The organism is Priestia sp. TRM10 (assembly GCF_057808375.1).
In genome coordinates, this window is the sequence record NZ_JBJZOT010000013.1 from 80,517 (window position 1) to 106,583 (window position 26,067).

Consider the following 26,067-nt stretch of genomic DNA (forward strand, 5'->3'; position numbering starts at 1 on the left):
TCCTTTCTAAACAGTTCTAGCGTTATTTCCTAAAAATTCATTATTTTCAATATAAAGCTCGTGCAAGTCTTGAACAGTTTTAATCTCTACTCGATTTAAAATGAGAGATTTTCCTATGTCTAAAGCAATCTCTTTTGTACGAATACGAAGTTCACTTTCTTCGATCGTATCAAGATCTGCTACATGAGCAAGCCCAATTGTTCGGCGGATTATTTCACATCCTGCAAAACCTAATGCATCTTGCCAAATGGTTTGGAGTGTATAGTCAAGATAGCCGTTAACTTGTAGAAAAGGATTGTTTTTATCCTCTTTCCAAAGAGACGTAAATACAGACGAAAAAGTTTCCCATGTATCATGAATAAAGCCAAAAAGCTCAGTTTGAGCTTGGGGACGACGGAGTGCATTAAACAATAAATTTGCGATAAAATGACCCAAGTCAAAACCAAAAGGTCCATAAAAAGCAAATTCAGGATCGATAATTTTTGTTTCATGCTCGCTAGCAAAAATACTTCCTGTATGTAAATCACCGTGAATAAGGGCATCTCCATTTGTTAAAAACAGTCTCTTCAATTTAGCTACTTCAAGCTTAAGTTCATCCTCTTTCCAAAGTTGTTCTACTTTTTCTGATAGTTCTGGTTCAAAATCATTTGTATCATGATCAAAGAATGGATCTGTAAAAACGAGGTCTTCTGTTATTTTACAAAGCTCAGGGTTTGAAAATTGCTGTGCTTTTTCTTTCTTTTCAGTTGGACTCAACCCTAAATCAGATGTTTTAAAGAGAATGTGAGCTAAAAAGGTGCCAATATCTTTTCCTAAATTCGGATAAGATTCACCTTTAATAAGTCCTGTCCTTGCAATGGAAAGATGAGATAAATCTTCCATAATTGTTAGTGCGAGCGTCTCATTACTGTACAACACCTCAGGAACAAGGTGAGGGGTGAATTTTGCAAATTGTAACAGAGCTTCGCTTTCAATTTTGGCTCGCTGCAGCGTCAATGGCCAACTTTCTCCCACAACTTTAGCGTATGGTAAAGCTTGCTTTACAATCCATTTTTTTGCGCTACCTTGAGCACTCATTTGAAAAACAAGGTTAAGGTTCCCATCGCCAATTTCATGGCATGTTACATGTTCATCTTCAGCAAAAAAATGAAGTTGTTTTAAAAGAGATATAGCGCTTTCTTCTGTTAACGGTTTATAAACATCAAATTGAAAAGTCATAAGAGAAGTAAACCTCCAAAATAGATTTGTTTAATCGGAATTAAGAAGTGAAAGGGAGTAGGGGTGCTTATTTAACAATGAAAAAGCCCCTTTCCTTTATGAAAGAGGCTTGAAGATATGGTCAAACCTCTTATCTTTCAGAAAGGATATCCTTTCTGTTGGAAGTAGCACCGTGCCACTTTTACGTTCATTTTACACAGAATGAACAAATGGTCGGTTGCTGGGCGTCAAAGGGCCAATTCCCTCAGCCAACTCTTGATAAGAGTATATGTGATTTTAAGTTGGAAATGAAATAACACTGTTTGAAAAGTATACTAGCAACGATTGTAGGTTTTGTCAACACGTAAATTTAAGATTAGGTTATTTGTTTAGAGCGAGAAAAACTTTTCTTTTTTCATCTTTACAGAAATGAAAGAAGCATATATCATGAATCATTAGAATTTGTAGAATTTTTCGAGAGGTTGTTTATGATGAAAATATTTCAGCAGTCAGACCTTTTAAAAGGGTTACCAGAACAGTTTTTTGCTTCTCTTGTTAAAAAAGTAGCAAAAGAAGCACATAAAGGACATGACTTAATTAATTTTGGTCAGGGAAATCCAGACAAGCCGACTCCTAATCATATTGTAAAGGCTCTTCAAGAAGCAAGTAATAATCCTCAATTTCACGGTTATCCGCCTTTTCAAGGGCACAGCTTTTTAAAAGAGGCTGCAGCCTCTTTTTATAAACAAGAATATGGAGTAACAATTGATCCAACAAAAGAAGTAGCCATTTTATTTGGCGGAAAAGCAGGATTGGTTGAAATTCCCCAGTGTTTGCTTAATAAAGGGGATGGTGTCCTTGTTCCAGATCCGGGTTACCCGGACTATTTATCAGGGGTTGCGCTAGCTGGCGCAACATTAACTAAAATGCCTTTAACAGAGCAAAATGATTTTTTACCTGACTATAGTTCACTGTCAGAAGAAGATAAACAACGTGCTAAGCTGATGTTTTTAAACTATCCAAATAATCCAACAGGTGCTGTTGCTTCAAAAGAATTTTTTGAAGATACGGTGAGCTTTGCCGACAAAAATGATATCTGTGTTGTTCACGATTTTGCTTATGGAGCAATCGGATTTGATGGCAAGAAGCCAAGAAGTTTTTTGCAAACTGAAGGAGCAAAAGACGTTGGAATTGAGATTTATACGTTTTCTAAAACATTTAATATGGCAGGCTGGCGCATTGCTTTTGCGGTTGGAAACGAGAGCGTTATTAAAGCAATTGAACTTTTACAAGATCACCTTTATGTTAGTATTTTTAGTCCTATTCAAAAAGCAGCCGAAGTTGCGCTTCTGCATAGTCATAAAAGTGTTCAGGATCTTTTGTCTCTTTATGAGAGAAGACGTGAAGTTTGGATAGGGGGATTGCAAAATATCGGATGGGATGTAAAAGCTCCAGCAGGCTCTTTTTTTGCTTGGCTTCGTGTCCCTAAAGGATATACATCAACGGAATTTTCCAATCTACTCTTGAAGAAAGCACATGTTGTGGTAGCTCCAGGAATTGGTTTTGGTGAGCATGGTGAAGGATATGTACGAACAGGATTGCTAACAGAGGAAACGCGAATCCGAGAAGCTATTGAGCGAATCAAGGGATTAGGAATTTTCTAAAAATTATTGACAATCTTTTCTTTGAATGTCATAATCCAAAGTGAATTGACTCATAAACAACTAAACATAAATATAATTCTTATCAAGAGTAGGTGGAGGGAATAAGCCCTGTGAAGCCCGGCAACCGGCTATAAAGTACGGTGCTAAATCTTACAGCAATGCTGAGAGATAAGAGGATCATACAAAACCTCTCTTCAATCAGTGATTGAAGAGAGGTTTTATTTTTACATAAAGAGGTGACGCTACATGAGCGAAGTAATTGCAATATATCATAATATTTTAAAAAATAGAAAAGTCGAAGAACAGGCAGAAAAGATAGCGTTAGGTCTTACTGTTGGTTCATGGACAGACTTGCCTCTTTTAGAAAGAGAGCAGTTGAAACAACACAAAGGTCGCGTTATGTATTCAGAAATCATTAGAGAAGAAGAGGGAGGTTATAAAGCAGAAATAGCTATTGCTTACCCTTCTGCTAACTTTTCTCATGACATACCAGCTATTTTAACAACAGTTTTCGGAAAACTTTCTTTAGACGGGAAGATTAAACTTGTTGATCTAAAACTTTCAGAAGAACTAACAAAAGTATTTCCAGGACCTCGCTTTGGCATTGAAGAAATACGTACAAAAATTAATGTCCACAATCGTCCTCTAGTGATGAGTATTTTTAAAGGTGTGATTGGACGTGACATGTCCTATTTGAAAAATCAGTTAAAAAGCCAAGCATTAGGTGGCGTAGATTTAATTAAGGATGATGAGATTTTATTTGAAAATAAACTCACACCTTTTGAAGATCGAATTAGTGAAGGGAAGAAAGTACTTGATGATGTTTATGAACAAACAGGGAAAAGAACACTTTATGCTGTAAACTTATCCGGCAAAACATTTGAACTAAAAGATAAAGCAAAGCGTGCTAAAGAACTTGGAGCAGATGCTCTTTTGTTTAACGTGTACTCATATGGCTTAGATGTTTTGCAAGCTCTTCGAGAAGATGAAGAAATCGGGCTGCCAATTATGGCGCACCCAGCGTTCAGTGGTGCAATGACTTCATCACCTTTTTACGGAATAAGTGCTTCATTGCTTTTTGGAAAACTTAATCGTTTAGCAGGAGCTGATTTCTCCCTTTTTCCTTCCCCATATGGAAGTGTTGCCCTTGATCATCGTGAGGCAATTAAGACCCATGAATATCTAACAGAAAATAGCTCTTTGAAAAAAGGATGGTCTGTTCCATCAGCTGGGATTCATCCAGGCCTTGTGCCTCTTATTTATAATGATTTTGGAAAAGATACAATCATTAATGCTGGTGGAGGTGTACATGGGCACCCAAATGGAGCAGTCGGCGGAGGGAAAGCGTTCAGAGCAGCCATTGACGCTGCGGTATCTGGATTAACATTACAAGAGGCTTCAAAAACAAGCGAAAACCTTAAAGAAGCAATTGAGCTTTGGGGAGCTAAAGAGGTTGTAAAATGAAGAATTTGATCTTGTTTTGTGATTTTGATGGAACGGTTACATCTAAAGATAACATTATTGAAATTATGAAAAAATTTGCGCCGAAAGAATGGGTTTCATTAAAAGATCAAGTGCTTGCTGAAGAAATCTCCATCAAAGAAGGAGTGGGAAAGATGTTTAATCTTTTACCATCTTCTCTTAAAGGAGATATGACAGAGTATGTACTAGAAAATGCGCAAATTCGCAATGGCTTCAGTGAGTTTGTTTTGTATGTGAAAGAACATCACATTCCTCTTTATATCGTAAGTGGAGGTATTGATTTTTTTGTTCGTCCCATTCTCTTTCCCTATATAGAAAAAGATTTTATCTATTGCAATAAAGGAGATTTTAGCGGAGAGAATGTACAAATTCGCTGGCCACATAGCTGTGATAGTCAGTGTGATAACGGTTGCGGTTGCTGTAAACCATCGCTGTTAAGAACGTTGCAAAAAGATGATGCATTTACAATTGTTATTGGCGACTCTGTAACGGATCTTCAAGCTGCAAAGCAAGCTGATTTCGTAATTGCTAGAGATTATTTGTTAGAGAAATGTGAAACATTAAAGCTTCCACATGCTTCATTTGACACGTTTTATGATGTTATCTCTGAGATTAAGCGGGTGAGGGAGGAACTAAAATGAGTGGGTACGAAGAAAAGTGGCTTGAATTAGCTGCTATCAAGGATGAATTGGCAGAAAGAGACTGGTTTTTTGGCACAAGCGGTAACTTATCAATTAGAGTAACAGAAAGTCCTACAACATTTCTTGTTACAGCAAGCGGAAAAGATAAGCGCAAACGTACAAATGAAGACTTTTTGCTTGTAGATCAATATGGGCTTCCTGCAGAAGAAACAGGGCTTAAACCTTCTGCAGAAACTGTTCTCCATACGGCTATTTATGAGAAAACGAAAGCAGGATGCGTTTTACATGTTCATACAGTTGATAATAACGTTGTTTCAGAACTTTATGGTGATCAGGGGAAAGTTGTGTTTACAAAGCAGGAGATTATTAAAGCATTAGGACTTTGGGAAGAAGATGCAAAAGTAGAGATTCCAATCATCCCGAATTTTGCGGATTTACAAAAACTTGGAGATGTATTTAAAAAGCATATTAAGGAAGATACAGGAGCTGTATTAATTCGCAATCACGGAATCACAGTATGGGGGAAAACAGCTTTTGAAGCTAAACGTCATTTAGAAGCATATGAGTTTTTATGTAGCTATCTATTAAAACTTAAGCTTTTTGCAAAACAAATACAGTTTACAAACTAAGGAGGAGAAAACATGGCAAACATTCGTTTACATAAAACAAATGAGCGCATTGAAAATCAAGAGGAAGTTGCGGGATTTTTACAAAGTCAAGAAGTAATCTATGAGAATTGGGATATTTCAAAGTTACCTCTTCATCTGCAAGAGAATTATCGTTTAAAAGAAGAAGAAAAAGAAGAGATTTTAGCAACATTTAAAGAAGAGATTGCAGACATTTCGACTCGTCGTGGCTATAAAGCTCAGGATGTTATTTCTTTATCTGATGCAACTCCGAATCTAGATGAACTGCTAAATAACTTTCAGCGTGAACACCATCATACAGATGATGAAGTTCGATTTATTGTAAGTGGACACGGCATTTTTGTTATCCAAGGAAAAGATGGCCACTTTTTCGATGTTGAGCTTGAACCTGGCGATCTTATTTCCGTTCCTGAAAATATTCAGCATTACTTTACACTTATGGATGACAGAAAAGTTGTTGCAATCCGTATTTTTGTTACAACAGAAGGATGGGTACCAATCTACGCTGATACTAAATAATATGCTCTTAAGGAAATGATTTCTGCAAAAATGCAGAAATCATTTTTTATTTAAGTAGGCACACTTTCCTATATAATATATTTATGTTTAGGCGGTATTTTGTGGGGTATTGTTCCAATAAATACTATCATTTTACAAAATCCAAATATACTGTTAATCTAAACAAAAGAATATAGCTATACTCTTAGTAGCTTCTCATATACGTCTTTTTGTATATCACATCTATGCTGTAACATTATGTGAATCATGTTATTTACGACATTTGTTTTACAAAGCTGTTAAGAAGTAATGAAAAAGTATTTTTTCTTATTGCAAACCTGTTTACAATTTTAGTAGAATTTGTAATGAAGCATAAGGGGGTTACTTTTAATGGCAAGGGAGGATAAAATGTTGCAAATGTATAGTGATGGTAAAGCAGAGGCACTGCTGGGCGAAATTTTACACAAAAGACAAGAGATGTGTAAACTTGCTGAGCAAAAAGGTTATACACATAAAGATACCATTTTCTGCAGCCAAGAATTGGATGAGCTATTAAATAAATATCAGCGATGTCTTGAACAAAAGCAGGAAGACAAGATGCCTTTCTTTACTATTTTACCAACGTCACTTGCTTTTTCTAAATAAATGATTTGTTTTATCGTTTTTCAACATAGAGAAGAGAAAAGAAAAGCTTAACAACTAAGAGTTTATGATTATTATAGAATATACTGAGATCATTTGTATAAAAAATGTATATAAAAAGCCTGATTGAATGGATCGTAATTCAATCAGGCTTTTTATAATTTAAAACAAATTGATAAGCAGAATCATGGAAAGAACACCAATGATAAAAGAATGAGTGGAGGTCTGTTCATTCCCATCTCCGTGACTTTCTGGAATCAGTTCCTTATAAATGATATAAAGCATCGCTCCTGCTGCAAAAGCAAGGCCATAGGAAACAAGAGAGTCGAAGAAAGATGTAAGATAAAAGCCAAGAAGACCCGCAACTATTTCTACAGTACCTGTTAGTGTTGCTATAATAAAAGCTTTGAAACGATTCATTTTTTGCTGCACTAAAAATAAAGCAACAAGCAACCCTTCAGGCGCGTTTTGTAATCCAATGGCAAGCGCAATTAAGTTACCTGTGTTATCCACATCAGAAGCATAGCTAACTCCAACCGAAAGACCTTCTGGAATGTTGTGCAAAGTAATCGCTGCAACGATCAGAAAAGCTTTCTCATCAAACTGAATGCCTGTTTTTTGATGTTCCAAATTAATATGAGGAATATTCCGTTCAAGTAATGTTAAAGCAATGGTTCCTAACAATAATCCAATTGTTAAAGGGAGAAGACCGCCTGTTTGTAAAGACTCTGGAATAAGACTCATTGTAGCAGCAGCTGTCATCACACCGGCTGTAAAAGCTAATAAAATATCACGCCATTTGTGTGTTAAGAGATGTTGGATGAATAAGATAGGAAGAGCTCCTAAACCTGTTGAAAGAGCTGATAAAATGCTCCCGATTAAAACTTCCTTCATAAATGTTTAAGCTCCTTTAATAGTCGTCAATGATCATGGAGAGTCACTTTTTTACAATATGCATAAGAAGGGATGTTTTGTGCTGTAATAAGCTATATTCAACTCAAAGAAGGAATATAGCTTATTTAAGTTATTTTTTTTGAGAAAAGTACAGTTCTTGAACTTGGTGGACGACGTCTGAGAGCTTGTTAGAAACTTGAGCAATATCGTAGCCCATAAAAAGAGGAGAGGTTGAAAATCTCGGTAGGATTTTTACAACAACTTCCTTATTTTCAAGGGGATAGAAAAATAAATTATAGCTCGTACAATTTCTATGAAAATGATGTAATACATAGTGAACCGCCGTTTGTAGCAAATCAGCAAATATTGTTTGCTCTCCGCCTTGTTTTAAACGAACATTAAATTCGAAAAAACCAACTCTTGGGAGAGTAGAAAGGTTAAATATTACCCCGTTTTCCTCATGAATAGTTAATCCTTCGAACTGTCGCTCGTCTAATTCTCTATATGCATCAACATTTTTAAGTCCTACAATTTGCATGTGTGGATGACGCAAAGAACCTCCAGACATAGGACCATGGTTTTTGAAAAACAGAACAGATTTATATTGGCTATTTTCCTGCATTTCTTTCCACTTTTTCAAAGCAAAGTCGATGAGCTTATGAAGGTGTTCTTTTGAATATAAAGAAAGCTCTGAGGTGCATTCATCCGTTTCAATAATGACGGTTTGAAATGCATCTTGTAAAACCGGATACTTGTTCTCAAGCCAAATAATGGAGTCTTTTTGATCCATAATGTGAGTGAGAGCTTCTACATTACAAAATGGACAAGGATTTTGTCTGTTAACAATTGTTTCAGGTTTCTGTTTTCCAATAGATGAATCAAAAATAAGATGTGATCGTGTCATATTTTCACCACTAACCTATACATAGATTTCTTTTATTATCGCAAATGAGAGAGTAAAACGAAAGCAACATGAATTTTTAGCTTTCGGTATGCTCTGTTTGAATTGGGATTGTGACAATAACATTTGTTCCTTTTCCTACTGTACTATCGATTTCAATTGTCCCATCAATAGCTTCAATAATTCGTTTGCAAACAACAAGTCCAAGTCCTGTCCCTGTATCTTTCATCGTAAAGAAAGGGTGGAAAATTTTCGAAAGCGTTTCTTTTGATATCCCAGTCCCTGTATCTTGGACATGCAAAATGGCAACTTCTTGTCTTTCGGAAAGAGAAAGGGTTAATGTTCCTCCCTCTGGCATTGAATCTAAGGCATTTTTTGCTAAATTCAGAACAACTTGTTTTAAATGATCTCTTGTACAAAGAACATAAAGAGGCTCTGGGGGAAGAGTTGTTATGACCTCAATATTATGTAAGTTGGCTTCTGATTTTATAATAGGTGTAACATCGGATAGTATTTGTTGTAGGTGATAGTATCCTTGTTTTTCTACGACAGGTTTCCCAAGAATAAGAAATTCGCTAACAATTTCATTGATTCGTTCAATTTCTGTTTGAATAACTGAAAAATAAAACTGATCTTGTTCTCCTTTATGTTTTTCGCTTAAAAGGGCCACAAGACCTTTAATTCCTGTTAAGGGATTTCGAATTTCATGTGCAGTACTTGCTGCAAGAGTTCCAACAAGTTCAAGTTTTTGAGCTTCATTTTGGATTCTTTCTTGAAGTGCCTGTCTTTTTAGCATCCTAATTCTAAAATTTAAAAAAAGAACGCTCATCACAATAAAAGAACCAAAAAAGGAAAAAGCAAAGAATGGGCCAAAGGTTCCTTGGTTAACATTAGAAGTAGCTACAGAAACTGTCCACGGTACTCGCTCAAGCTGGGTATCTATTGTTGTTTTATGTTCGGTTTTTAGGTCTTTCCCTGTATGAAAAATTTCTTTATTGTTTTCATCAAGTAGCTTTACACTTTCATCTGGTGTAAGCTCTTCTAAAACGGTTGCTACATACCGAACACGCAAATTTGCTGCGATTACAGCTTTAATTTTTCCTTGATCATCAAGTAATGGAGTAGCAATTGTAATAATATATCGACCTGTTGTTGGCTCGTAATATGCATTTGAAATCGTTGTATTTCTAGTTTCTAGGAGTTCTTTGAAAAAGGGATGATCACTTACATTAAAAGGTTGCAGCAGAGCATTTGAACCAAACTTTGTATTTCCATCTACATCGTAATAGTAAATACCGGATAACCTCGCGTCCTTCTGCTGTGCTCTTTCAAAGATAGCTTGAAGCTGTTCAAAAGACTGATCTTCAGCATAAGAAGAGATTGCCATTGTTTCAATACTCGTAATAATTTCACTAATAAAGCGATCCACGTAATTTTTATGCAGAGATGCAATATGAAGCGCTTGTTTTGTTTCTTGTTCTTGTAAAACGTTTATCCGCCATTGGGTTGCAACTGTACTGATAAGAAGGGAAGGAATTAATACAATAACTAAATATAAAAGTAAATGAGACGTTCGCCATTTAGAAAAAAGTGATCGAAGTATCAAACTCGAATAGCTCCTTTATACATTATCCATTTTTTGATTATATCAAATGAAAAAGAGTAAAACTATCTTTGTATACGTTTCATAAGAGTAGGAAGAGGGGAAAATTTCTTGTATAATGGATATTAAAGGTAAATGGAAAGCTACAGAGAAGAAAGTAGAATAAATTGTAAGGTAAGGTTTGACAAATAAATTTCTAATTTAGTATGATTATATCTTGAAGTTGAGATAAATAGAGGGTGAGTTTAGAGATGGGAAATGAATTAACAAATAAAGAGCTTGACCAATCGTTAAAGCTTTTTATCGTTTTATCTAGAGCAAGTAGATCAATAAATGATCAAGTGCAACACATTATTCAAGGTTATGGTATGAACCCAACAGAGTTTGCGGTATTAGAACTTCTTTATCATAAAGGAGGACAGCCACTTCAACAAATAGGTGGAAAAATTTTATTAGCTAGCGGTAGTATTACCTATGTTGTAGATAAGTTAGAAAAGAAGGGGTTTTTAAAACGTGTAGCATGTCCAACAGATAGACGTGTTACATATGCAGAAATTACCGATGAAGGTAAGGAGATTATTGAAGATATTTTTAAACCTCATGCTGAAAGAATCCATGAACTTTTCAATCCTTTATCACAAGATGAAAAAGAAACTGCTATTGAGCTTTTAAAAAAGGTAGGACTTCACGCAAGTTCTTTTCATAAATAAAAAGACGCTAGTTTTAGCGCCTTTTTACTGTGAAATATTTATAACAGGTAAACGAACTCTTACTGTTGTTCCTTCATTTATCTTTGAATCATAAATGATAAATGATCCTTGATGTTGATGAAGAATATTTTGAATAATGACAAGTCCAAGCCCTGTGCCTTTTTCTTTTGTTGTGAAAAAGGGTTCTTGAATTTTAGAAAGAAGGGCTTTGGAAATTCCAACTCCGTTATCTTTAATAAATATATCCACAAAGCCATCTTCTGTAGTCTTTGGGGTGATGACGATCTTCCCTCCGTTAGGCATAGCTTCAAGCGAGTTTTTGAGCAAATTGATAAAAACTTGTTTAAGCTGATTTGTGTCTCCTTGAATATAAGCAGGTTCTTGAAATGGTTCAAGAGAGATTGAAATATTGTTTAAAGCACCTTCTGTTTTAAACAGGAGAGTAACATCTGACAATACTTTTTCAAGAAGACCAATTTCCATATAAAGGGACTGAGGCTTTGCAAGCAAAAGAAATTCTCCTACGATATCATTAATTCGCTTTAATTCTGAGAGCATAATTGTTGTATATGTTCTATGCTTTGAATCTGTCTCATGAATAAGCTGAATAAACCCGTTCAAGGATGTGAGCGGATTACGTACCTCATGTGCTACTCCAGCAGCCATTTCTCCAGCTAAGACAAGCTTATCACGCTGTCTTAAAAGTTCTTCTGTTGCTTTCCTTTCCGTAATATCCCGACAAATCTCAGAAAGAGCAATCACCTTCCCAAACTGGTCATAAATGGGAGATATCGTAATCTCTACATGGATGAGCGTTCCATCTTTACACATGTCGACGGTTTCAAATCCGATGATTCGTTCTCCATTTTCAACACGACAAAAGCGCTGCTTCGCTTCTTTTATATGCGTTCTCGGAATGGAAGGGAGAAACTCCCCTAAAATATCTTCTTTTTTCCATCCATAAATGCGTTCATAAGCCGGATTTACGTTAATAACGTTTCCTAATAAGTCTACAACAACCATTGCGTCATTGTTATACATAAAAAAAGCTTGAAAATGCTCTTGTGCTGAGTGAAGCGCTTCCTCTTTCTCTTTGACTTCGCTAAATACTTTTAACCATAGTCGATTGGTAAAACGAGCATAGTATCCATATAAAATAGCTGAAAATATGATAAATAGAATGAAATAAATAACATCAAACTTTGACATGGATTTTACTATGATAGAAAACTGAGTTGTATAAAAGTATCCGAGTAACAAAATGGATGCAATTGATGACAAAACGATTAATTTTCCATCTTGATAAAAGAAGCAAATCATAATGCCGAGTAGTAGAAAAAGGTAATTTACCAAAGAAGGGTTAGACATAATCAGATATACGATATAAATATAAAATGCTGTAATGATGCTATACATTGTTATCGCATGATTTTTACAATAGAGAATAAGTGCAGATAGTGGAATAAGCAAACATAATCCCACAATTGCTGAAAATCCGATAAAAGTATACACAACCTCCACTTTCGAATTAACAGTAAAAATGGCAATAAGATCTGCCATAAAGAAGAACCACAATAACTTTACTAAAATCGTATTCCGATTTTGGATCAACTTCATACTTTCTGACATCCTACATCGACCTTTCACAAATATTCGACAAATGTTTAACATTCCCATCATACCATAATAAAGGACAAGTTTTGATAAAGTTAAAAAAAACGACGTAAAAAATATAATAGATTTTTTCTAATTGTTAAGATTGTTAAGAAAGACAGCTCTATTTTCCTATGTAGTGTAGACAGAACGTAAATGAATGAAGAAGCTGTAAAGATTGAATGATAAAATGGTAAAATACTCCTTTCGACAAAGAGAATTATATATAATTTCTGTAGGGCGGACAACTTATCACGTATTGCCCAAAATCTGAATTAGAAAAGGGGAGCTTGCATATGAAAAACAAAGGTTTGTTAATCAAATTAGTTGGTTCTGCTTTAGCTCTAACGCTTGTGACAGCTTGTAATGCAAATGGAGAAGACGAAACGGAAAACAACACAGACAACACTGAAGAAACAGAAACAAGCGGTACTGGCGAAGATACTTCTGGTACAGAAGAGGAGACTTCAACAGACGAAGATGCTTCAACAGAAGAGGATGCTTCTACTGAGGAAGAAACTTCCACAGATGATAGCACTTCTACAGAAGAGGAGCCGGCTGCAGATGAGGCAACAGATGATGCGGCTGAAACTGAAGAAGGAAATACAGATGATAATAGTGATGATCAAACTGAAGGCGAAGACAACGCAGACGATCAGCAATAAAATAAAAAAATCCCCTCTTAGCTAAGAGGGGATTTTTTTATTTATGCTTTAACTGCAATATCATCATTCTCAATAATAATATTCAGTGTTTTCACGTCAGGCTCATCAAGAATACGGTCTGTAATAGCATCTTCAAGATGTTCTTCAATTGCTCGACGCAGTGGACGAGCCCCGAATTCTGGATGATATCCAAGTTCAGCAATTTTTTCTTTAACTTCTTGTGAAATAGTGACATCAATATTTTGTTCTTTTAGTGTTTCGTTCAGTTCTTCAGCCATTAAATCTACAATCTTAATAAGATCTTCTTTTTCAAGATGATTGAATTCAACAATGCTATCAAAGCGGTTAAGAAATTCTGGTTTGAAGTAAGCGGAAAGTGACTCAAGAACAGAAGTATCTTTTATAGCACTATTTTCAAATCCAACCGTAATTTTCTTAACGCCAGCACCTGCATTACTTGTCATAATAATAACGGTATCTTTAAAGCTTACTGTTCGTCCTTGGCTGTCTGTCAGACGTCCATCTTCCATGATTTGCAAGAACATGTGTTGAACATCTGGATGTGCTTTTTCAATTTCATCAAGCAAAATTAGTGAATATGGATTACGACGCACTTTCTCAGTAAGCTGACCAGCTTCCTCATGTCCAACATAACCAGGAGGTGAACCAATAAGTTTAGAGACGGCATGTTTCTCCATGTATTCACTCATATCAAGCCGAATCATTGAATCTTTCGTACCGAACAGCTCTTTTGCAAGTGTTTTTGTAAGCTCAGTTTTACCAACACCTGTTGGTCCTACAAAGAGGAAAGAACCAATTGGACGGTGTTTTGCTTTCAACCCAGCTCTTGAACGACGGATTGCTTTAGCGATTTTAGAAACAGCTTCTTTTTGGCCAATCACGTGGCTATTTAAGCTGTCAGCTAAGTTGTTCATTTTATTTGCTTCATTTTCTTGAAGTTTTCCGACTGGAATGCCTGTTTTCTTCTCTACAATTTCTTCAATGTGAGAAATCTCAATAGTAAGTGAATCGTTACTATTGCCTTTGAGAGAAGCATCTAGTTTTACTTCTTCATCACGAAGTTTAGCTGCAACTTCGTATTTTTCTTCCTTAAGCGCTGCTTCTTTTTCCTTTGCAATCTCAGCTAGACGAGCTTCAACTTCCTTATGATCTCGCACGCCAGCTTTTAAGTTCATTTTTGAACCAGCTTCATCAAGAAGATCGATTGCTTTATCAGGTAAGAAGCGGTCCTGGATGTAACGATGTGAAAGAGATACACATGCTTTTAGCGCTTCATCTGTAAACGTTACTCCATGATATTGTTCATATTTTTCTTTAATACCTTGAAGAATAGCAAAGGCTTCCTCTTCAGAAGGTTCATGAACCATTACTGGTTGGAATCGACGCTCTAGTGCAGCATCTTTTTCAATGTTGCGATACTCTTTTAACGTTGTTGCTCCGATAAGTTGAAGCTCGCCGCGAGCAAGAGCAGGTTTTAAGATGTTAGCAGCATCCATTGAACCTTCCGCAGAACCAGCGCCAACAAGTAAGTGGATTTCATCCACAAAGAGAATAATATTTTTACGAGACTGTAGTTCTGTAATTAACGATTTAATGCGTTCTTCAAATTGACCTCGAATTCCTGTATTTGCAACAAGAGATGCCACATCAAGAAGAATAACTTCCTTATTCATTAGCTTGCTTGGTACATCACCATTTGCAATTTTTAAAGCAAGACCCTCAGCAATGGCTGTTTTACCAACACCAGGTTCTCCAATTAAAACAGGATTGTTTTTATTTCTTCTATTTAAAATCTCACTTACACGTTCTACTTCTTCGTCACGACCAATGACTGGATCAATAAGTCCAGCTTTCGCTGCATTTGTAACATTTCTTCCATATTGATCTAGGAAGCCTCCACCACCAGTTTGTGAAGATGATGGATTGTTCTGTTGCTCAGGTTGTGAAGAAGATGATGCTAAATGTTTAAATAAGTCATCAATGTTCATAAATCCACCTCCAGATCCTGCAGGAGTCTTATGTTTTTGTTGTAGTTCTTGATAGCATGTATGACAAAGTTGATATTGATTACGTTCACCATTAATTTGAAGATTTAGCTGAATATTGGCTTTGTTGTGACCACAGTTTTGACATAACATCATATATCTGCCTCCTATATATCTGTCTCTATAAAACCAATAGTAATTTTAAAAGTTATATCAAAAATAGAGTGATAAAGTCAAAAATTTTGCTTTGACTTTGACTATCTTTGACCTTTGTAAGACTATTGTACACCTTTTAATTTTGTTTATCAAGAGTTTTGTTTGACTATCTTTGACCTTTGTGGTTCTTATCATACACTTTGCCTGTGAGGATAACAAGAAATTTGCTCTTCTTTTTTGAGAAATTGATATTGAATGATGAAGTTCAGTATAAATCTTCCCGTTTTTTTACGCAAGTAAACTGCTCTTAAAAACTGAAATAAAAGAAAATTTACAGAAGACAGTGGAAGACGTTATAATTTACTCTGTTGCACAAAAGCGTTGAAGTAGAAAAGGAGTCTCGTATTAGCATGAAAAAGAAATTATCATTTATAGAGGCACTCGGAATTATTGTTCTTATATTAGCCCTCATTTTTGTTTGTTTATTTATTTTTAAGGTTCCTCCTCATATTCCGATTCTAGGTAGCGTTATCCTTTTAGGCTTTTTGGGCTTTATAAAGGGTACAAAATGGAAAGAACTTGAAAAAGGAATTATAGAGGGAATTTCATTAGGTATTAAACCCATTCTAATCCTTTCATTAGTTGGTGTATTAATCTCTGTATGGATGATGAGTGGTACAATTCCAACAATTCTTTATTTTGGATTTGACTTTTTGTCTCCACACTATTTTTTAGTGAGTAGTTTATTTATTACGGTTTTAATTTCTACTTTTACAGGAAGTACGTTTACAACAGTTAGTACTGTTGGAGTAGCACTTATGGGTGTTTCCTCTGTAATGGGCGTCGATCCTGCCCTTGCTGCTGGAGCTATTATTTCAGGAGCTGCATTTGGGGATAAAATGTCTCCTCTTTCAGACACAACCAATTTTGCAGCAGGGATTGTAGAAGTCGATATGTTCACACATATTCGTCATATGATGTGGACGACGGTGCCAAGTTTATTATTAAGCTCTGTTCTCTTTTTAGTCTTAGGGCTTCAAAGAAATGCTGCAGACAATCTTGATTACGAGCAAATTGCAGTTGTTAAAGAGGTTTTATCAAATGAATTTACGTTAAGCTTGTTAACATTAATTTCTCCCCTTATTGTTCTCTTCTTATCTATTAGAAGAAAAGATGTTGTTCCAACTCTCATTATTGGTATTTTAACAGCTTTTATCACAACTGTTCTTGTTCAACCTCAGTTTGCAATAGGAGAAGTATTGCTAGCATTGCAAGAGGGTGTAAGCATTGATTCAGGTAATAAAATTGTAGACGGTATTGTAAATAGAGGCGGTCTTCAATCAATGATGAGCTCTGTGTCTCTCGTTATGATTGCTTTATCGCTTGGGGGATTGATGAAGACTGTTGGTGTTATTACAGCCTTCCTTGAAGGAATTATTTCATTAATAAAGCGAAGCGGAGACGTTATTTTTTCAACAGCTCTAGCTAGTATCGGTGTTAACCTTATTACAGGAGAACAATACTTATCAGTCTTACTTCCAGGTCAAACTTTCAAACCTTTATATAATAGGTACGGATTAGAAAATAAAAACTTAGCTCGTACATTAGAAGATGCAGGAACACTTGTAAATCCACTTATTCCGTGGGGAGTAAGTGGTGCATTTATTTCACAGGTACTAGGCGTCTCTGTGCAAACGTATGTTCCGTGGGCTTTTTTCCTATTGTTCTGTCCATTATTTTCAATTATATTTGCTTATACAGGGATTGGAGTAGCTAAAAAATCTTCATAAGAAAGAAATTAGAACTATATTAAATCCTTTTTCTTACTGAAAAGATTCATAAGAACCAATCTTTGTAAAAAAGTTTCACTTTATTACCAACTATAAATTCATCATTGTTAAGCACATACTATAAACACCATTTTGAGCATAGGAGAGAAGAACATGAAAAAAGCAATCCTACTACTTGTAGGAGTTGTCATCTGTAGCTTTTTGCTTTTTGTTGGAACAAGAGGAGAGGGAAGCAATGATATTCAACGTAAAATTCACGTTTCCTCTTCATATCAAAATAGCGTTGATACGTATGAACTAACATATCCTAGCGATGAGCTAAAAATAAAAGGATATTTGCTAAAACCAAAAGGAACGGAAGGAAATTGGCCTATTCTTGTATATAATAGAGGAGGTCATGGCCATTATAGCCAAATTAATGAGGAAAGGTTAGCTTACCTCGCCTCATGGGCAAATAGAGGATATGTTGTAATTGCAAGTCAATATCGTGGCAACGGTGGAAGTGAAGGAACCGAAACGTACGGAGGACAAGATATTCATGATGTTATAAATCTTTTAAATTATGCTGAAAGTCTTCCATATACGGATGAAAGTCACAAAGTTGCGCTTGGATATTCAAGAGGCGGTATGATGACATATCTTTTAATGAAAAATAATATAAAGTTTGATGCAGTCGTTGTTAAATCAGGCATTACAGATATGTTTCAGTTTTATGATCAGCGCGGTCCTAAAATGAAAGAAGTATTAAATCAAATTGTTGGTCCACCACAAGAAAGCAAAGACGCTTATAGATCTCGCTCTGTTGTATATTGGCCTGACAAAGTGAATTCTCCACTGTTGCTTTTGCATGGAACAAATGACAAGCTTGTTCACTATACACAAGCAGAGAAGCTTGTGAAGAAGTTACAAGACAAGAGCAAGGAAGTGAAACTTGTTATTTATCCAAATGGAGATCATCCATTAAGTCAATATGAAAGAGAAACAGATGCAGAGATTCAAAACTGGTTTCAAGCTCATCTAAAAAAATAAGCTACTTTTACAGTAGCTTATTTTTATTTTGTAGAAGAAAGAGTATCTTCCGGTAGCTCAAGAGGTCGCTTTTGACTTTGAAACCAGGCTTTGTATTGATTAATATCTTTTTCAATTTGTTTCATTGCAAAGCTGATGACAGCAAAATCATCTAAGACACCAATTAGAAATAAAAAATCTGGAACAAGGTCAATAGGAGACAGAACATAAAGAAGAGTGCCTGCTACAGTGAGCAATGTGCGTTTAGGGATATTAGGATAGTCTCCTTTAATCCAGTCTCTAAACATATTGATAAGCCATGTAAGCTCTTCTTTGCTTTGTTTGAAAGAACGTTTTTTAACTTTGCGAACAACTCCTGTTAAAAGAGACGCGCTACGCTTTTTATTTTTAACAAATGGAATAGCTTTTGACATATAGCGTGTTAACATTCTTTTGCCGATTCCCATAATTTCACCTTCTCTGCCGTAAGTAAATTGCATGTATGGATAAAAATCCTTTTCTTTACTATTTTACACTATGAGTTTCCTTCAAACCTTTTTTTGCAGGAAATCTTCCTTATTATATAAAAAGGAAGCGGATAAAATACGAGGAAAAGTGTAGTCTAATAAAGGAATGGATAGAGAAAGGAATGAGAATTTTGACAAAGTCAAAGCATGAACAAGAGCGTCAATGGAATGTCCGAAAGCAAACTCAACAGCCACATGGGAAAGTGAAAACGTTTGAAGAGCTCGCTTCAGAAACAAGTCCTTATCCAAACAAAAAGGAAAAACAATAGTATTGTAAAAAAGCTAACACATTTGTTAGCTTTTTTGATGGTATATAAATAAAAACCTGTCCTCAGTAAAAAAGATATGCTATAGTAGGATAGAAAAATATATTGAAAATCCATGCGCTTGCATGGGAGAGGTTCGCAAACTCCCTCGATAAAAAACTAAGCAACACGATAGCTCCGCTTTTTGAACAGGGGAAAGCTATGGTCTTTTTTCGGTTGCTCTAGTTATATTTAGGTATTTTTTTACAATGATAAGTGAAGCGAACTTTTTAAAAGTTCGCTTTTTTTGTGCATAAATTAAGTTTGTTAAGGAGTTGTTCGTGTTGAAAAATGAGAAAGCGGTTGTTGTATTTAGCGGTGGACAAGATAGCACAACATGCCTATTTTGGGCACTTGAAAACTTTGCAGAAGTTGAGACGGTGACGTTTCATTATGGACAAAGACACAATAAAGAAATAGAAGTTGCAGAAGAAATTGCAAAAGACCTTGGCGTAGAAAATACAGTGCTTGATATGTCTTTATTAAATCAGCTTGCTCCAAATGCTCTTACGCGATCTGATATTGAAATAGAGGAGAAGGAAGGAGAGCTTCCAACAACGTTTGTGGACGGCCGAAACTTGCTCTTCTTATCATTTGCCTCGATTATGGCAAAGCAAAAGGGCGCGCGCCATCTTGTAACAGGAGTTTGTGAAACAGACTTCTCGGGATACCCAGATTGCCGAGATATTTTTGTTAAATCATTAAATGTTACGCTTAACTTATCAATGGACCATAACTTTGTAATTCATACGCCACTAATGTGGATTGATAAAAAAGATACGTGGAAATTAGCTGATGAGCTTGGTGCTCTTGATTATATTCGCTATAACACGCTTACATGTTACAACGGCATCAAAGCTGATGGCTGTGGAGAGTGCCCAGCATGTAAACTAAGAAAAAATGGGCTTAATCAATACTTGGCTGAGAAAGAGGAGGAGAAAAATGCTACAGCAAATTTATCCGAGCGTCGCTCATGATTTTAGCTATGAACTAAACAAAGATATGCATTTTGCATCAGCTCACTTTGTTCCTCATGAAAGTGCAGGAGCATGTCAAAATATGCACGGTCACACGTACTTTGCTAACGTAACTATTGCAGGTGACGAACTTGATGAAACGGGATTTTTAGTAAATTTTCAAAGTTTGAAAAAACTTGTGGCAAAAGAGTTTGATCATACGTTGTTAAATGATCATGAAGCATTTGATGACCGTGATCCTAACTTCTTTCCGACAACAGAGGTTGTTGCACGTACAATTTACGAGCGCATTCAAAAGTATTTAGATACATTAGAAAACAAACCAGTTTGTTTGCAAGTCTTCTTGCGAGAAACGCCAACAAGTTATGTTGTGTATCGTCCGAAAAGAGGGAAGAAAAGTGAGTCATAAAATTCCTGTATTAGAAATATTCGGTCCAACCATTCAAGGGGAAGGAATGGTCGTTGGGCGTAAGACTATGTTTGTTCGTACAGCAGGTTGTGATTACTCCTGCGCTTGGTGCGATTCCTCTTTTACATGGGACGGTTCTGCAAAAGAAGATATTAAAATGATGGAGGCTTCAGAAATTTTACAGAAGTTGTTTGACATAGGTGGAGAGCACTTTAATCATGTAACAATCTCTGGAGGGAATCCAGCGCTCTTAAAACATTTAGATGAACTTATTGACCTTCTTTCGCAAAAAGGAATTGAAACAGGTCTTGAAACACAAGGAAGTCGCTATCAAGACTGGTTTTTGAAAATCAATGATCTAACAATCTCTCCAAAACCTCCAAGTTCTAAGATGAAACCAAACTTGAAAGTTCTTGATGAAGTGATGGAGCGACTTAAACAAGGAGAACGTCTCAACCATGTAAGTTTGAAAGTGGTTGTTTTTAATGATGAAGACTTTGAATTTGCAGAAGCTATTCACAGTCGCTATCCCGACGTTTCTTTTTATTTGCAGGTTGGAAACGATGATGTGACAACAGCAAATGATGAGGACTTACTGAACAATCTCCTCGTAAAGTATGAGTGGCTTATTGATAAAGCTGTGGAATCTAAAAAAATGAATCATGCCCGTGTTTTGCCTCAGCTTCATACTCTTGTATGGGGAAACAAGCGCGGCGTATAAAAGGAAAAAAATTTTAATAAAAAATATGCACAGAACTATTCACAAAAATGAAAAACGCTGTTAGAATGACTAGCGTAGAAAGTGGGGAACGACAATTGACTGGTCGTAAAAATGAAGAACTTAAAGGTGTAACATTACTAGGAAATCAGGGAACAGAATATACTTTTCACTATTCTCCAGAAGTGCTGGAATCGTTTGATAACAAACATCCAAATCGCGATTATTTTGTAAAGTTTAACTGTCCTGAGTTTACAAGTCTTTGTCCTAAAACAAATCAACCAGATTTTGCTACAATTTATATTAGCTATATTCCAGATCAAAAGATGGTTGAAAGTAAATCATTAAAACTGTATTTATTTAGTTTCAGAAATCATGGGGATTTTCATGAAGACTGCATGAATATCATTATGAACGATTTAATCGAGCTTATGGATCCACGTTACATTGAAGTATGGGGGAAATTTACACCACGTGGTGGTATTTCAATTGACCCGTATGTAAACTATGGAAAACCAGGGACAAAATACGAACGTATTGCCGAACATCGTCTAATGAATCATGATCTTTATCCAGAGAAAATTGATAACCGTTAACGTATAAGTGACACTTTTCATAAGTGTCACTTAAGTATTCTCTAAGGAAAAATGGTATAAGAAGGTGAGAGCAGTGGAACAACGTTCAGCAGTGTTGCTTGGCGCTGAGGGTCTTATTGGAAAAGAGCTTTTGCACCTTTTATTAGACAACAAGCTGTATGAAAAAGTAACGGTATTTGTACAAAAAACATTACCTATTCAACATGAAAAACTTCGTCAAATCCGCACGAGTTTTGATGACTTAAAAGAGTATGAGAAGGAATTTGAAGTTGACCATGTTTTTTGCTGTATTGGATCAACGATGAAACAATCGGGGACAAAAGCACAGTTTTTAAAAGAGGATTATGAGTACCCTCTTGCTGCAGCAAAATGTGCAGAAAGTCAAAAGGCCCGAAGCTTTTTAGCAGTAACCTCAATAGGTGCTAATCTGCGCTCACCTTTTTTCTACATTAAAGTAAAAGGGCAGGCAGAGGAAGATATTTGTCAGCTTTATATTCGATCAACCCATTTTTTCCGTCCATCGGTTCTGATCGGAAAAAGAGAGCGGATAGGATTATATGAGAAAGCAATCTTTAGTTTAATGAGACTATTCTCGTTTGCTTTTGTAGGAAAATATCGTAAATACAAACCAATTAAATGTGAAAATGTTGCAAAAGCAATGGTTGCAGCAGCATTAGTTGAACAAAATGGGGTTCATGTTCACGAAAGTGATGAAATTTTTAATGGTAATTGTAATGAAGTAGTGAACCAACAATCTGTACAACATATGTAAGCTAGAGCAAAAGCTCTAGCTTTTTTTCTTGCTTTTTGAAAAGAGCTTGGTTTATTATTGCGTTAAGGAAACTTTTTTTGCCACTGCCATATAATAGAGTAAAAAGGAGCGAAATACGGTGAATAAAGTTCAGAAATACGCTTATTTATTTTATAAAATCGGCATTTTAACAAAAGAGCAAAAGAAACAGGTTATAGATAAAAACAGTAAAAAAACGCGGTAGAGACTCTACCGCGTTTTTTTCATCTATAGGGTTTCTGCAATAATTTGATAGTTTTTATGGTTCACAACGGTTTTATGTTCTAAATCTAATTCTCGAAAGTTGCTCATGTACGTAAGATCAACGATAACAGAGTTTTCGTTTACTTTTTCTACAATTCCTTTCAATCCATCCTTAAATTGAATAACGTTTCCAATCTCCGCAATCTTCATGCTCTCTCCCCTTTACAAAAGCGTTTTAATAACATTAACGATTACTGGTTAAAAAAGTTTCATTTTTTTGAAAATTACTTTTTTAAATATTTTGCCTTAAAAAACAAATTCCGTAAAGACATTTTTATAAAAATAGCACATTTGAACTGACATTGTGAGTAATTTGGGGTATAGTTTTGGTTAAGATGAAAAAGGGAAAGAAGCCCTATTTAAGTTGAAACTTTATCTCTGTTTTAAACGTATTATGATGAAAGATAACGTTTTTAAAAGTAAGGAGAGAGCGGATGGAAAATAGAGAAACACTTCAAGAGATGTTAAAAGAAATTGAAAAATGGGAAAAAGATCAAAAGGGCTTATGGTTTTGGGAACGTTTCAGCCGTATTCCTTTTAAAATTATAGATAAATTAACGCCTGCTTTTATTCAAAAGAAAATTGGTTCTTTACTAGATGAGCTAGGAAGTTTTGTTCAAAGTGGAGGAAAGTATTTAACAAGTGAAAAAGGCGTACTAAAACGTTTGCGTGAGCAAAATAATGGAATTAATCCAGAAACAATAGAAGACATAGACAAAGTTCCTGTAGCTGTAATGAATGCTGTAAGTGAAAGCATTCAAAAAAACAGAGGGAATATGGCGACAGTGCAAGGAGCAACAACAGGTTTTGGGGGAGTATTTACCCTTGCTGTTGATATTCCTGCCTTGCTTGGGCTGTCACTTAAAACACTTCAAGATATAGCCGTCTGCTATGGCTATGATCCAAATGATAAAAAAGAGCGGGCTTTTATCGTAAAATGCCTGCAATTTTCTTCTGCTGACGTTGTTGGAAAAAAAGCTATTCTAGAGGATTTAGCTCTTTACCGTAACGGAGAATATGAATATGCGGCAATGGCTTCACAGCTGCAAGGATGGCGTGAGGTAGTCTACACGTACAGAGATAACTTTGGATGGAAGAAACTTTTTCAACTTGTCCCTATTGCAGGTGTTTTTTTTGGAGCATTTATTAATAAGTCAATGATGCAGGACGTTGCAGAAGCTGGTATAATGCTATATCAGAAGCGCCGTATTTTAGAGCGTATGAATAAGAAAGATGAGCTAGAAGTATAAAAGAGGTGTTTTTAGTGGATAGAGAAGAAGCAAATGAGCAGCTTGATGCATTGAAAAAGGGAGAGATAGATGAACTTGTAGTTGAAAAAGAACATTTTCTCTTATTTCAACCTCTTCTTGTTCAAAGGGAAGACTTTAAACATTTTAGAGGAATTGCAAAGCACGGTGGTAAAATTGTTTATCACTATTTAGAAGCTCCACGCAGCTAGCACTGAAAAACTTTTCAGTGCCTTTTCTTATGCTAGACTTCTTAAGATATGAACGGAGGGAAGAGTGTGAAAAATAAAACTCCATTTTATTTTGCAGACTACGTATGGAGAAACGAAAAAGGTCACATTACGTATGGCATGCTAATAACGAAGCGTCCTGAAGATAAAGGTCTTAAACGTCTTCATGAAATTTTGCAAGATGCTTTTATTCATCATAAAAAAGTAGCTATTAAGACAGTTTATGATAACAGAGAACAATCGCTTGATGGATATGTTATTCATCTTTCAAAAGAAGAAGATGTATTTACATTTATGGATATAAACGGCTCTAAAATTGTCATTGATTTCTATGATGTTGTAGACATTTGTCTCCAAGATTAAAAAAATATATTGTATAAAGTCCCAGTTTTATTACAAATGAAACTGGGACTTTTTATTGTGCTTAAAGCTTTCTCGGTTTCTTTTGTAATAGTTTTTAAAGATTATGCAATAAACTTAATCTATTTTTTCAATGCATTGTAGAAAAAGCTGTGATAGATTTAGGAACATAGTTTTCTACAGGAGGGGCATCATGAAGAAAAAAAATATGAAAAAGTGGGCTGTTGTATCAGCAGCAATTGCATTCTTATTCGTTGGAAAAGGAACAGCTTCTGCTGCAACAAACCATCAAGTTCAAAAAGGGGATACCCTTTGGAAGCTTGGAGAAGATTATCATATTTCAATTGATGATATTAAAAAAGCAAATGATCGTCGAAACGACATTATTTATATTGGTGAGTCACTATTTATTCCAACAAATGATGATGACTTATATAAAATTAAAAAAGGCGATACATTATCTAGTATTGCAAAAAGCTATGGAGTTTCCATTGAAGAGTTGCAACAGGCAAACAACCTAACAGGAAACCTTATTTATGCGCAAGCAATGCTTACAATTCCAAATAAAGAAACGGCACAGCCTGCTCAAACAAAAGAAGTTAAAGCAGCAGAAACAAACGTAGCTACACAGCCAAATACAGCTGAACAAGCAAGTGCATCACCAGAAAATCAAGGACAAGCTGTTTTGCCAGAAGAACGTGATCTTTTAGAGCGCGTTGTTGAGGCTGAAGCAAAAGGAGAGCCTTATGAAGGAAAAGTAGCAGTAGCAAACGTTGTGCTAAACCGAGTTGCTTCAAGCGAGTTTCCGAATACAATTACAGAGGTTATTAATCAAAAGATTCCAGGGGGAAGCTATGCTTTCACACCTGTTCAAAACGGTTCAATTAACAATCCAGCTTCAGAAGAATCAAAGAAAGCTGTGAACGAAGCTATTACAAATCGTGCTCAAAAAGAAACGCTGTTTTTCTACAACCCAGACATTGCAACAAGTGATTGGATTAAATCTCGTCCTGTTGTAGCGCGTATTGGTGATCATGTATTTATGAAATAATGATAAGTATTCTAAAGATAAAAAAGCAGGCAAAAGCCTGCTTTTTAATTTTGGATAAAAATATCCTTATCTTCACTTCCATTGCTACCTGTCAAAACAAGGCCAATATCTGTTTCACTATTATGATTTTGGACAATTGTAAAAGGTACATTCTCTTGATTAGCTATTTTAATATATTTAGATAGGTGAGGATAGCTAATTTCTCCATTTAAATAAAGATGTCCATTTCGCACATTTTTAATGTTTGCTACAACTTGTTCATAAGGAGATGTTTTCATAACCTGTCCTTTTTTCAAAGCAACTTCAATTCTTTCTCTTAGTGCTGTTAAATAATAGCGTCGTTCTTCAGATTTTGTTTCTTTTACTCCGTACATTCCACGATCTAAATACTCTTCAATATTTTCTTTAGCCAAACCTTTCATCTCCCATTTCATCA

General features: G+C 35.5%; 29 protein-coding genes and 3 riboswitches. Of the genes, 20 read left to right on the forward strand and 9 right to left on the reverse strand.

Going from position 1 to position 26,067, the window contains the following annotated elements:
* Nucleotides 1–6 precede the first annotated feature (6 nt).
* Nucleotides 7–1,218 carry an S-methyl-5-thioribose kinase gene (gene mtnK, locus ACK3CR_RS11685; RefSeq protein WP_243513966.1) on the reverse strand — a complete coding sequence of 404 codons (1,212 nt, stop codon included), beginning with the start codon at nucleotides 1,216–1,218 and terminating at the stop codon, nucleotides 7–9.
* 127 nt (nucleotides 1,219–1,345) lie between these two features.
* Nucleotides 1,346–1,483: riboswitch (SAM riboswitch) on the reverse strand.
* Nucleotides 1,484–1,688: 205 nt separating this feature from the next.
* Here mtnK and ACK3CR_RS11690 point away from each other — a divergent pair.
* From ACK3CR_RS11690 to ACK3CR_RS11715, 6 genes are all read left to right on the forward strand, one after another.
* Nucleotides 1,689–2,861: a pyridoxal phosphate-dependent aminotransferase gene (locus ACK3CR_RS11690; protein ID WP_488975789.1), complete on the forward strand. Its 1,173-nt coding sequence runs from the start codon at nucleotides 1,689–1,691 to the stop codon at nucleotides 2,859–2,861.
* A 76-nt stretch (nucleotides 2,862–2,937) separates the two neighbouring features.
* A riboswitch (SAM riboswitch) is annotated at nucleotides 2,938–3,036 on the forward strand.
* A gap of 71 nt (nucleotides 3,037–3,107) precedes the next feature.
* The gene (locus ACK3CR_RS11695; protein ID WP_488975471.1) at nucleotides 3,108–4,325 is read left to right on the forward strand and encodes a 2,3-diketo-5-methylthiopentyl-1-phosphate enolase; all 1,218 of its coding nucleotides are present in this window, start codon (nucleotides 3,108–3,110) and stop codon (nucleotides 4,323–4,325) included.
* Nucleotides 4,322–4,984, forward strand: a complete 663-nt coding sequence (locus ACK3CR_RS11700) for a 2-hydroxy-3-keto-5-methylthiopentenyl-1-phosphate phosphatase (RefSeq protein WP_488975472.1) — start codon at nucleotides 4,322–4,324, stop codon at nucleotides 4,982–4,984. Before ACK3CR_RS11695 ends, ACK3CR_RS11700 begins: the two co-directional genes overlap by 4 nt.
* On the forward strand, nucleotides 4,981–5,613 hold the full coding sequence (locus ACK3CR_RS11705) for a methylthioribulose 1-phosphate dehydratase (protein WP_243513957.1): 633 nt from the start codon (nucleotides 4,981–4,983) through the stop codon (nucleotides 5,611–5,613). The genes ACK3CR_RS11700 and ACK3CR_RS11705 overlap by 4 nt, the downstream gene beginning before the upstream one ends.
* 12 nt (nucleotides 5,614–5,625) lie before the next feature.
* Nucleotides 5,626–6,150: a cupin domain-containing protein gene (locus ACK3CR_RS11710; RefSeq protein ID WP_243513950.1), complete on the forward strand. Its 525-nt coding sequence runs from the start codon at nucleotides 5,626–5,628 to the stop codon at nucleotides 6,148–6,150.
* A 369-nt stretch (nucleotides 6,151–6,519) separates the two neighbouring features.
* Nucleotides 6,520–6,774: an aspartyl-phosphate phosphatase Spo0E family protein gene (locus tag ACK3CR_RS11715; protein WP_243513947.1), complete on the forward strand. Its 255-nt coding sequence runs from the start codon at nucleotides 6,520–6,522 to the stop codon at nucleotides 6,772–6,774.
* Nucleotides 6,775–6,933: 159 nt separating this feature from the next.
* Here the strand turns inward: ACK3CR_RS11715 and ACK3CR_RS11720 are convergent, their stop codons facing one another.
* The 3 genes from ACK3CR_RS11720 to ACK3CR_RS11730 form a co-directional block, all read right to left on the reverse strand.
* Nucleotides 6,934–7,665 carry a ZIP family metal transporter gene (locus ACK3CR_RS11720; RefSeq protein ID WP_243513946.1) on the reverse strand — a complete coding sequence of 244 codons (732 nt, stop codon included), beginning with the start codon at nucleotides 7,663–7,665 and terminating at the stop codon, nucleotides 6,934–6,936.
* A 130-nt stretch (nucleotides 7,666–7,795) separates the two neighbouring features.
* A complete protein-coding gene (locus ACK3CR_RS11725) occupies nucleotides 7,796–8,569 on the reverse strand; it encodes a DUF4931 domain-containing protein (protein ID WP_430239507.1) in 774 nt (257 codons plus the stop codon).
* 76 nt (nucleotides 8,570–8,645) lie between these two features.
* Nucleotides 8,646–10,172 carry a PAS domain-containing sensor histidine kinase gene (locus ACK3CR_RS11730; RefSeq protein WP_243513943.1) on the reverse strand — a complete coding sequence of 509 codons (1,527 nt, stop codon included), beginning with the start codon at nucleotides 10,170–10,172 and terminating at the stop codon, nucleotides 8,646–8,648.
* Between the two features lie 248 nt (nucleotides 10,173–10,420).
* Between ACK3CR_RS11730 and ACK3CR_RS11735 the strand changes: the two genes are divergently transcribed.
* A complete protein-coding gene (locus ACK3CR_RS11735; RefSeq protein ID WP_019392916.1) occupies nucleotides 10,421–10,879 on the forward strand; it encodes a MarR family winged helix-turn-helix transcriptional regulator in 459 nt (152 codons plus the stop codon).
* Nucleotides 10,880–10,903: 24 nt separating this feature from the next.
* On the opposite strand, the gene ACK3CR_RS11740 is transcribed toward ACK3CR_RS11735, so the two are convergent.
* Nucleotides 10,904–12,496, reverse strand: a complete 1,593-nt coding sequence (locus ACK3CR_RS11740; protein ID WP_488975474.1) for a PAS domain S-box protein — start codon at nucleotides 12,494–12,496, stop codon at nucleotides 10,904–10,906.
* A 332-nt stretch (nucleotides 12,497–12,828) separates the two neighbouring features.
* On the opposite strand from ACK3CR_RS11740, the gene ACK3CR_RS11745 reads away from it, so the two are divergent.
* Nucleotides 12,829–13,197, forward strand: a complete 369-nt coding sequence (locus tag ACK3CR_RS11745) for a hypothetical protein (protein ID WP_488975475.1) — start codon at nucleotides 12,829–12,831, stop codon at nucleotides 13,195–13,197.
* Between the two features lie 41 nt (nucleotides 13,198–13,238).
* Here ACK3CR_RS11745 and ACK3CR_RS11750 read toward each other — a convergent pair whose 3' ends face one another.
* Nucleotides 13,239–15,356: an ATP-dependent Clp protease ATP-binding subunit gene (locus ACK3CR_RS11750; RefSeq protein WP_488975790.1), complete on the reverse strand. Its 2,118-nt coding sequence runs from the start codon at nucleotides 15,354–15,356 to the stop codon at nucleotides 13,239–13,241.
* Nucleotides 15,357–15,769: 413 nt separating this feature from the next.
* Between ACK3CR_RS11750 and nhaC the strand changes: the two genes are divergently transcribed.
* Both nhaC and ACK3CR_RS11760 read left to right on the forward strand, forming a co-directional pair.
* The gene (nhaC, locus tag ACK3CR_RS11755) at nucleotides 15,770–17,149 is read left to right on the forward strand and encodes a Na+/H+ antiporter NhaC (RefSeq protein ID WP_488975476.1); all 1,380 of its coding nucleotides are present in this window, start codon (nucleotides 15,770–15,772) and stop codon (nucleotides 17,147–17,149) included.
* A gap of 153 nt (nucleotides 17,150–17,302) precedes the next feature.
* Complete coding sequence (locus ACK3CR_RS11760; RefSeq protein WP_328123326.1) at nucleotides 17,303–18,178, forward strand: alpha/beta hydrolase family protein; 876 nt, start codon at nucleotides 17,303–17,305, stop codon at nucleotides 18,176–18,178.
* A gap of 23 nt (nucleotides 18,179–18,201) precedes the next feature.
* On the opposite strand, the gene ACK3CR_RS11765 is transcribed toward ACK3CR_RS11760, so the two are convergent.
* Complete coding sequence (locus tag ACK3CR_RS11765; protein WP_243513933.1) at nucleotides 18,202–18,624, reverse strand: YkvA family protein; 423 nt, start codon at nucleotides 18,622–18,624, stop codon at nucleotides 18,202–18,204.
* A 191-nt stretch (nucleotides 18,625–18,815) separates the two neighbouring features.
* On the opposite strand from ACK3CR_RS11765, the gene ACK3CR_RS11770 reads away from it, so the two are divergent.
* The 6 genes from ACK3CR_RS11770 (at nucleotide 18,816) to ACK3CR_RS11795 (ending at nucleotide 22,461) form a co-directional block, all read left to right on the forward strand.
* Nucleotides 18,816–18,953 (forward strand): DUF6254 family protein, encoded by a 138-nt coding sequence (locus ACK3CR_RS11770; protein ID WP_019392923.1) that lies wholly within the window; start codon nucleotides 18,816–18,818, stop codon nucleotides 18,951–18,953.
* 122 nt (nucleotides 18,954–19,075) lie between these two features.
* Nucleotides 19,076–19,119: riboswitch (PreQ1 riboswitch) on the forward strand.
* A 154-nt stretch (nucleotides 19,120–19,273) separates the two neighbouring features.
* Nucleotides 19,274–19,966 carry a 7-cyano-7-deazaguanine synthase QueC gene (gene queC / locus ACK3CR_RS11775; protein WP_243513931.1) on the forward strand — a complete coding sequence of 231 codons (693 nt, stop codon included), beginning with the start codon at nucleotides 19,274–19,276 and terminating at the stop codon, nucleotides 19,964–19,966.
* Entirely contained in the window at nucleotides 19,932–20,375 is a 444-nt protein-coding gene (gene queD / locus ACK3CR_RS11780) for a 6-carboxytetrahydropterin synthase QueD (protein ID WP_243513929.1), read from the forward strand. The genes queC and queD overlap by 35 nt, the downstream gene beginning before the upstream one ends.
* Entirely contained in the window at nucleotides 20,365–21,096 is a 732-nt protein-coding gene (gene queE, locus ACK3CR_RS11785) for a 7-carboxy-7-deazaguanine synthase QueE (protein ID WP_243513923.1), read from the forward strand. Before queD ends, queE begins: the two co-directional genes overlap by 11 nt.
* Nucleotides 21,097–21,191: 95 nt before the next feature.
* Complete coding sequence (gene queF / locus ACK3CR_RS11790) at nucleotides 21,192–21,689, forward strand: preQ(1) synthase (RefSeq protein ID WP_243513921.1); 498 nt, start codon at nucleotides 21,192–21,194, stop codon at nucleotides 21,687–21,689.
* Nucleotides 21,690–21,762: 73 nt separating this feature from the next.
* Nucleotides 21,763–22,461 (forward strand): NAD-dependent epimerase/dehydratase family protein, encoded by a 699-nt coding sequence (locus ACK3CR_RS11795; protein WP_243513918.1) that lies wholly within the window; start codon nucleotides 21,763–21,765, stop codon nucleotides 22,459–22,461.
* A gap of 246 nt (nucleotides 22,462–22,707) precedes the next feature.
* Here the strand turns inward: ACK3CR_RS11795 and ACK3CR_RS11800 are convergent, their stop codons facing one another.
* Entirely contained in the window at nucleotides 22,708–22,893 is a 186-nt protein-coding gene (locus tag ACK3CR_RS11800) for a YkvS family protein (RefSeq protein WP_243513915.1), read from the reverse strand.
* Nucleotides 22,894–23,177: 284 nt separating this feature from the next.
* Here ACK3CR_RS11800 and ACK3CR_RS11805 point away from each other — a divergent pair, with 284 nt between their 5' ends.
* From ACK3CR_RS11805 to ACK3CR_RS11820, 4 genes are all read left to right on the forward strand, one after another.
* Entirely contained in the window at nucleotides 23,178–23,993 is an 816-nt protein-coding gene (locus ACK3CR_RS11805; RefSeq protein WP_061803492.1) for an EcsC family protein, read from the forward strand.
* A gap of 14 nt (nucleotides 23,994–24,007) precedes the next feature.
* On the forward strand, nucleotides 24,008–24,202 hold the full coding sequence (locus tag ACK3CR_RS11810) for a hypothetical protein (RefSeq protein ID WP_061803493.1): 195 nt from the start codon (nucleotides 24,008–24,010) through the stop codon (nucleotides 24,200–24,202).
* Between the two features lie 66 nt (nucleotides 24,203–24,268).
* Nucleotides 24,269–24,583, forward strand: a complete 315-nt coding sequence (locus ACK3CR_RS11815) for a hypothetical protein (protein WP_243513912.1) — start codon at nucleotides 24,269–24,271, stop codon at nucleotides 24,581–24,583.
* Nucleotides 24,584–24,773: 190 nt separating this feature from the next.
* Nucleotides 24,774–25,631 carry a cell wall hydrolase gene (locus ACK3CR_RS11820; protein WP_488975477.1) on the forward strand — a complete coding sequence of 286 codons (858 nt, stop codon included), beginning with the start codon at nucleotides 24,774–24,776 and terminating at the stop codon, nucleotides 25,629–25,631.
* Between the two features lie 44 nt (nucleotides 25,632–25,675).
* Here ACK3CR_RS11820 and ACK3CR_RS11825 read toward each other — a convergent pair whose 3' ends face one another.
* Nucleotides 25,676–26,044, reverse strand: coding sequence for a YueI family protein (locus ACK3CR_RS11825; protein ID WP_243513906.1), 369 nt, complete (start codon nucleotides 26,042–26,044; stop codon nucleotides 25,676–25,678).
* Between the last annotated feature and the right edge of the window lie 23 nt (nucleotides 26,045–26,067).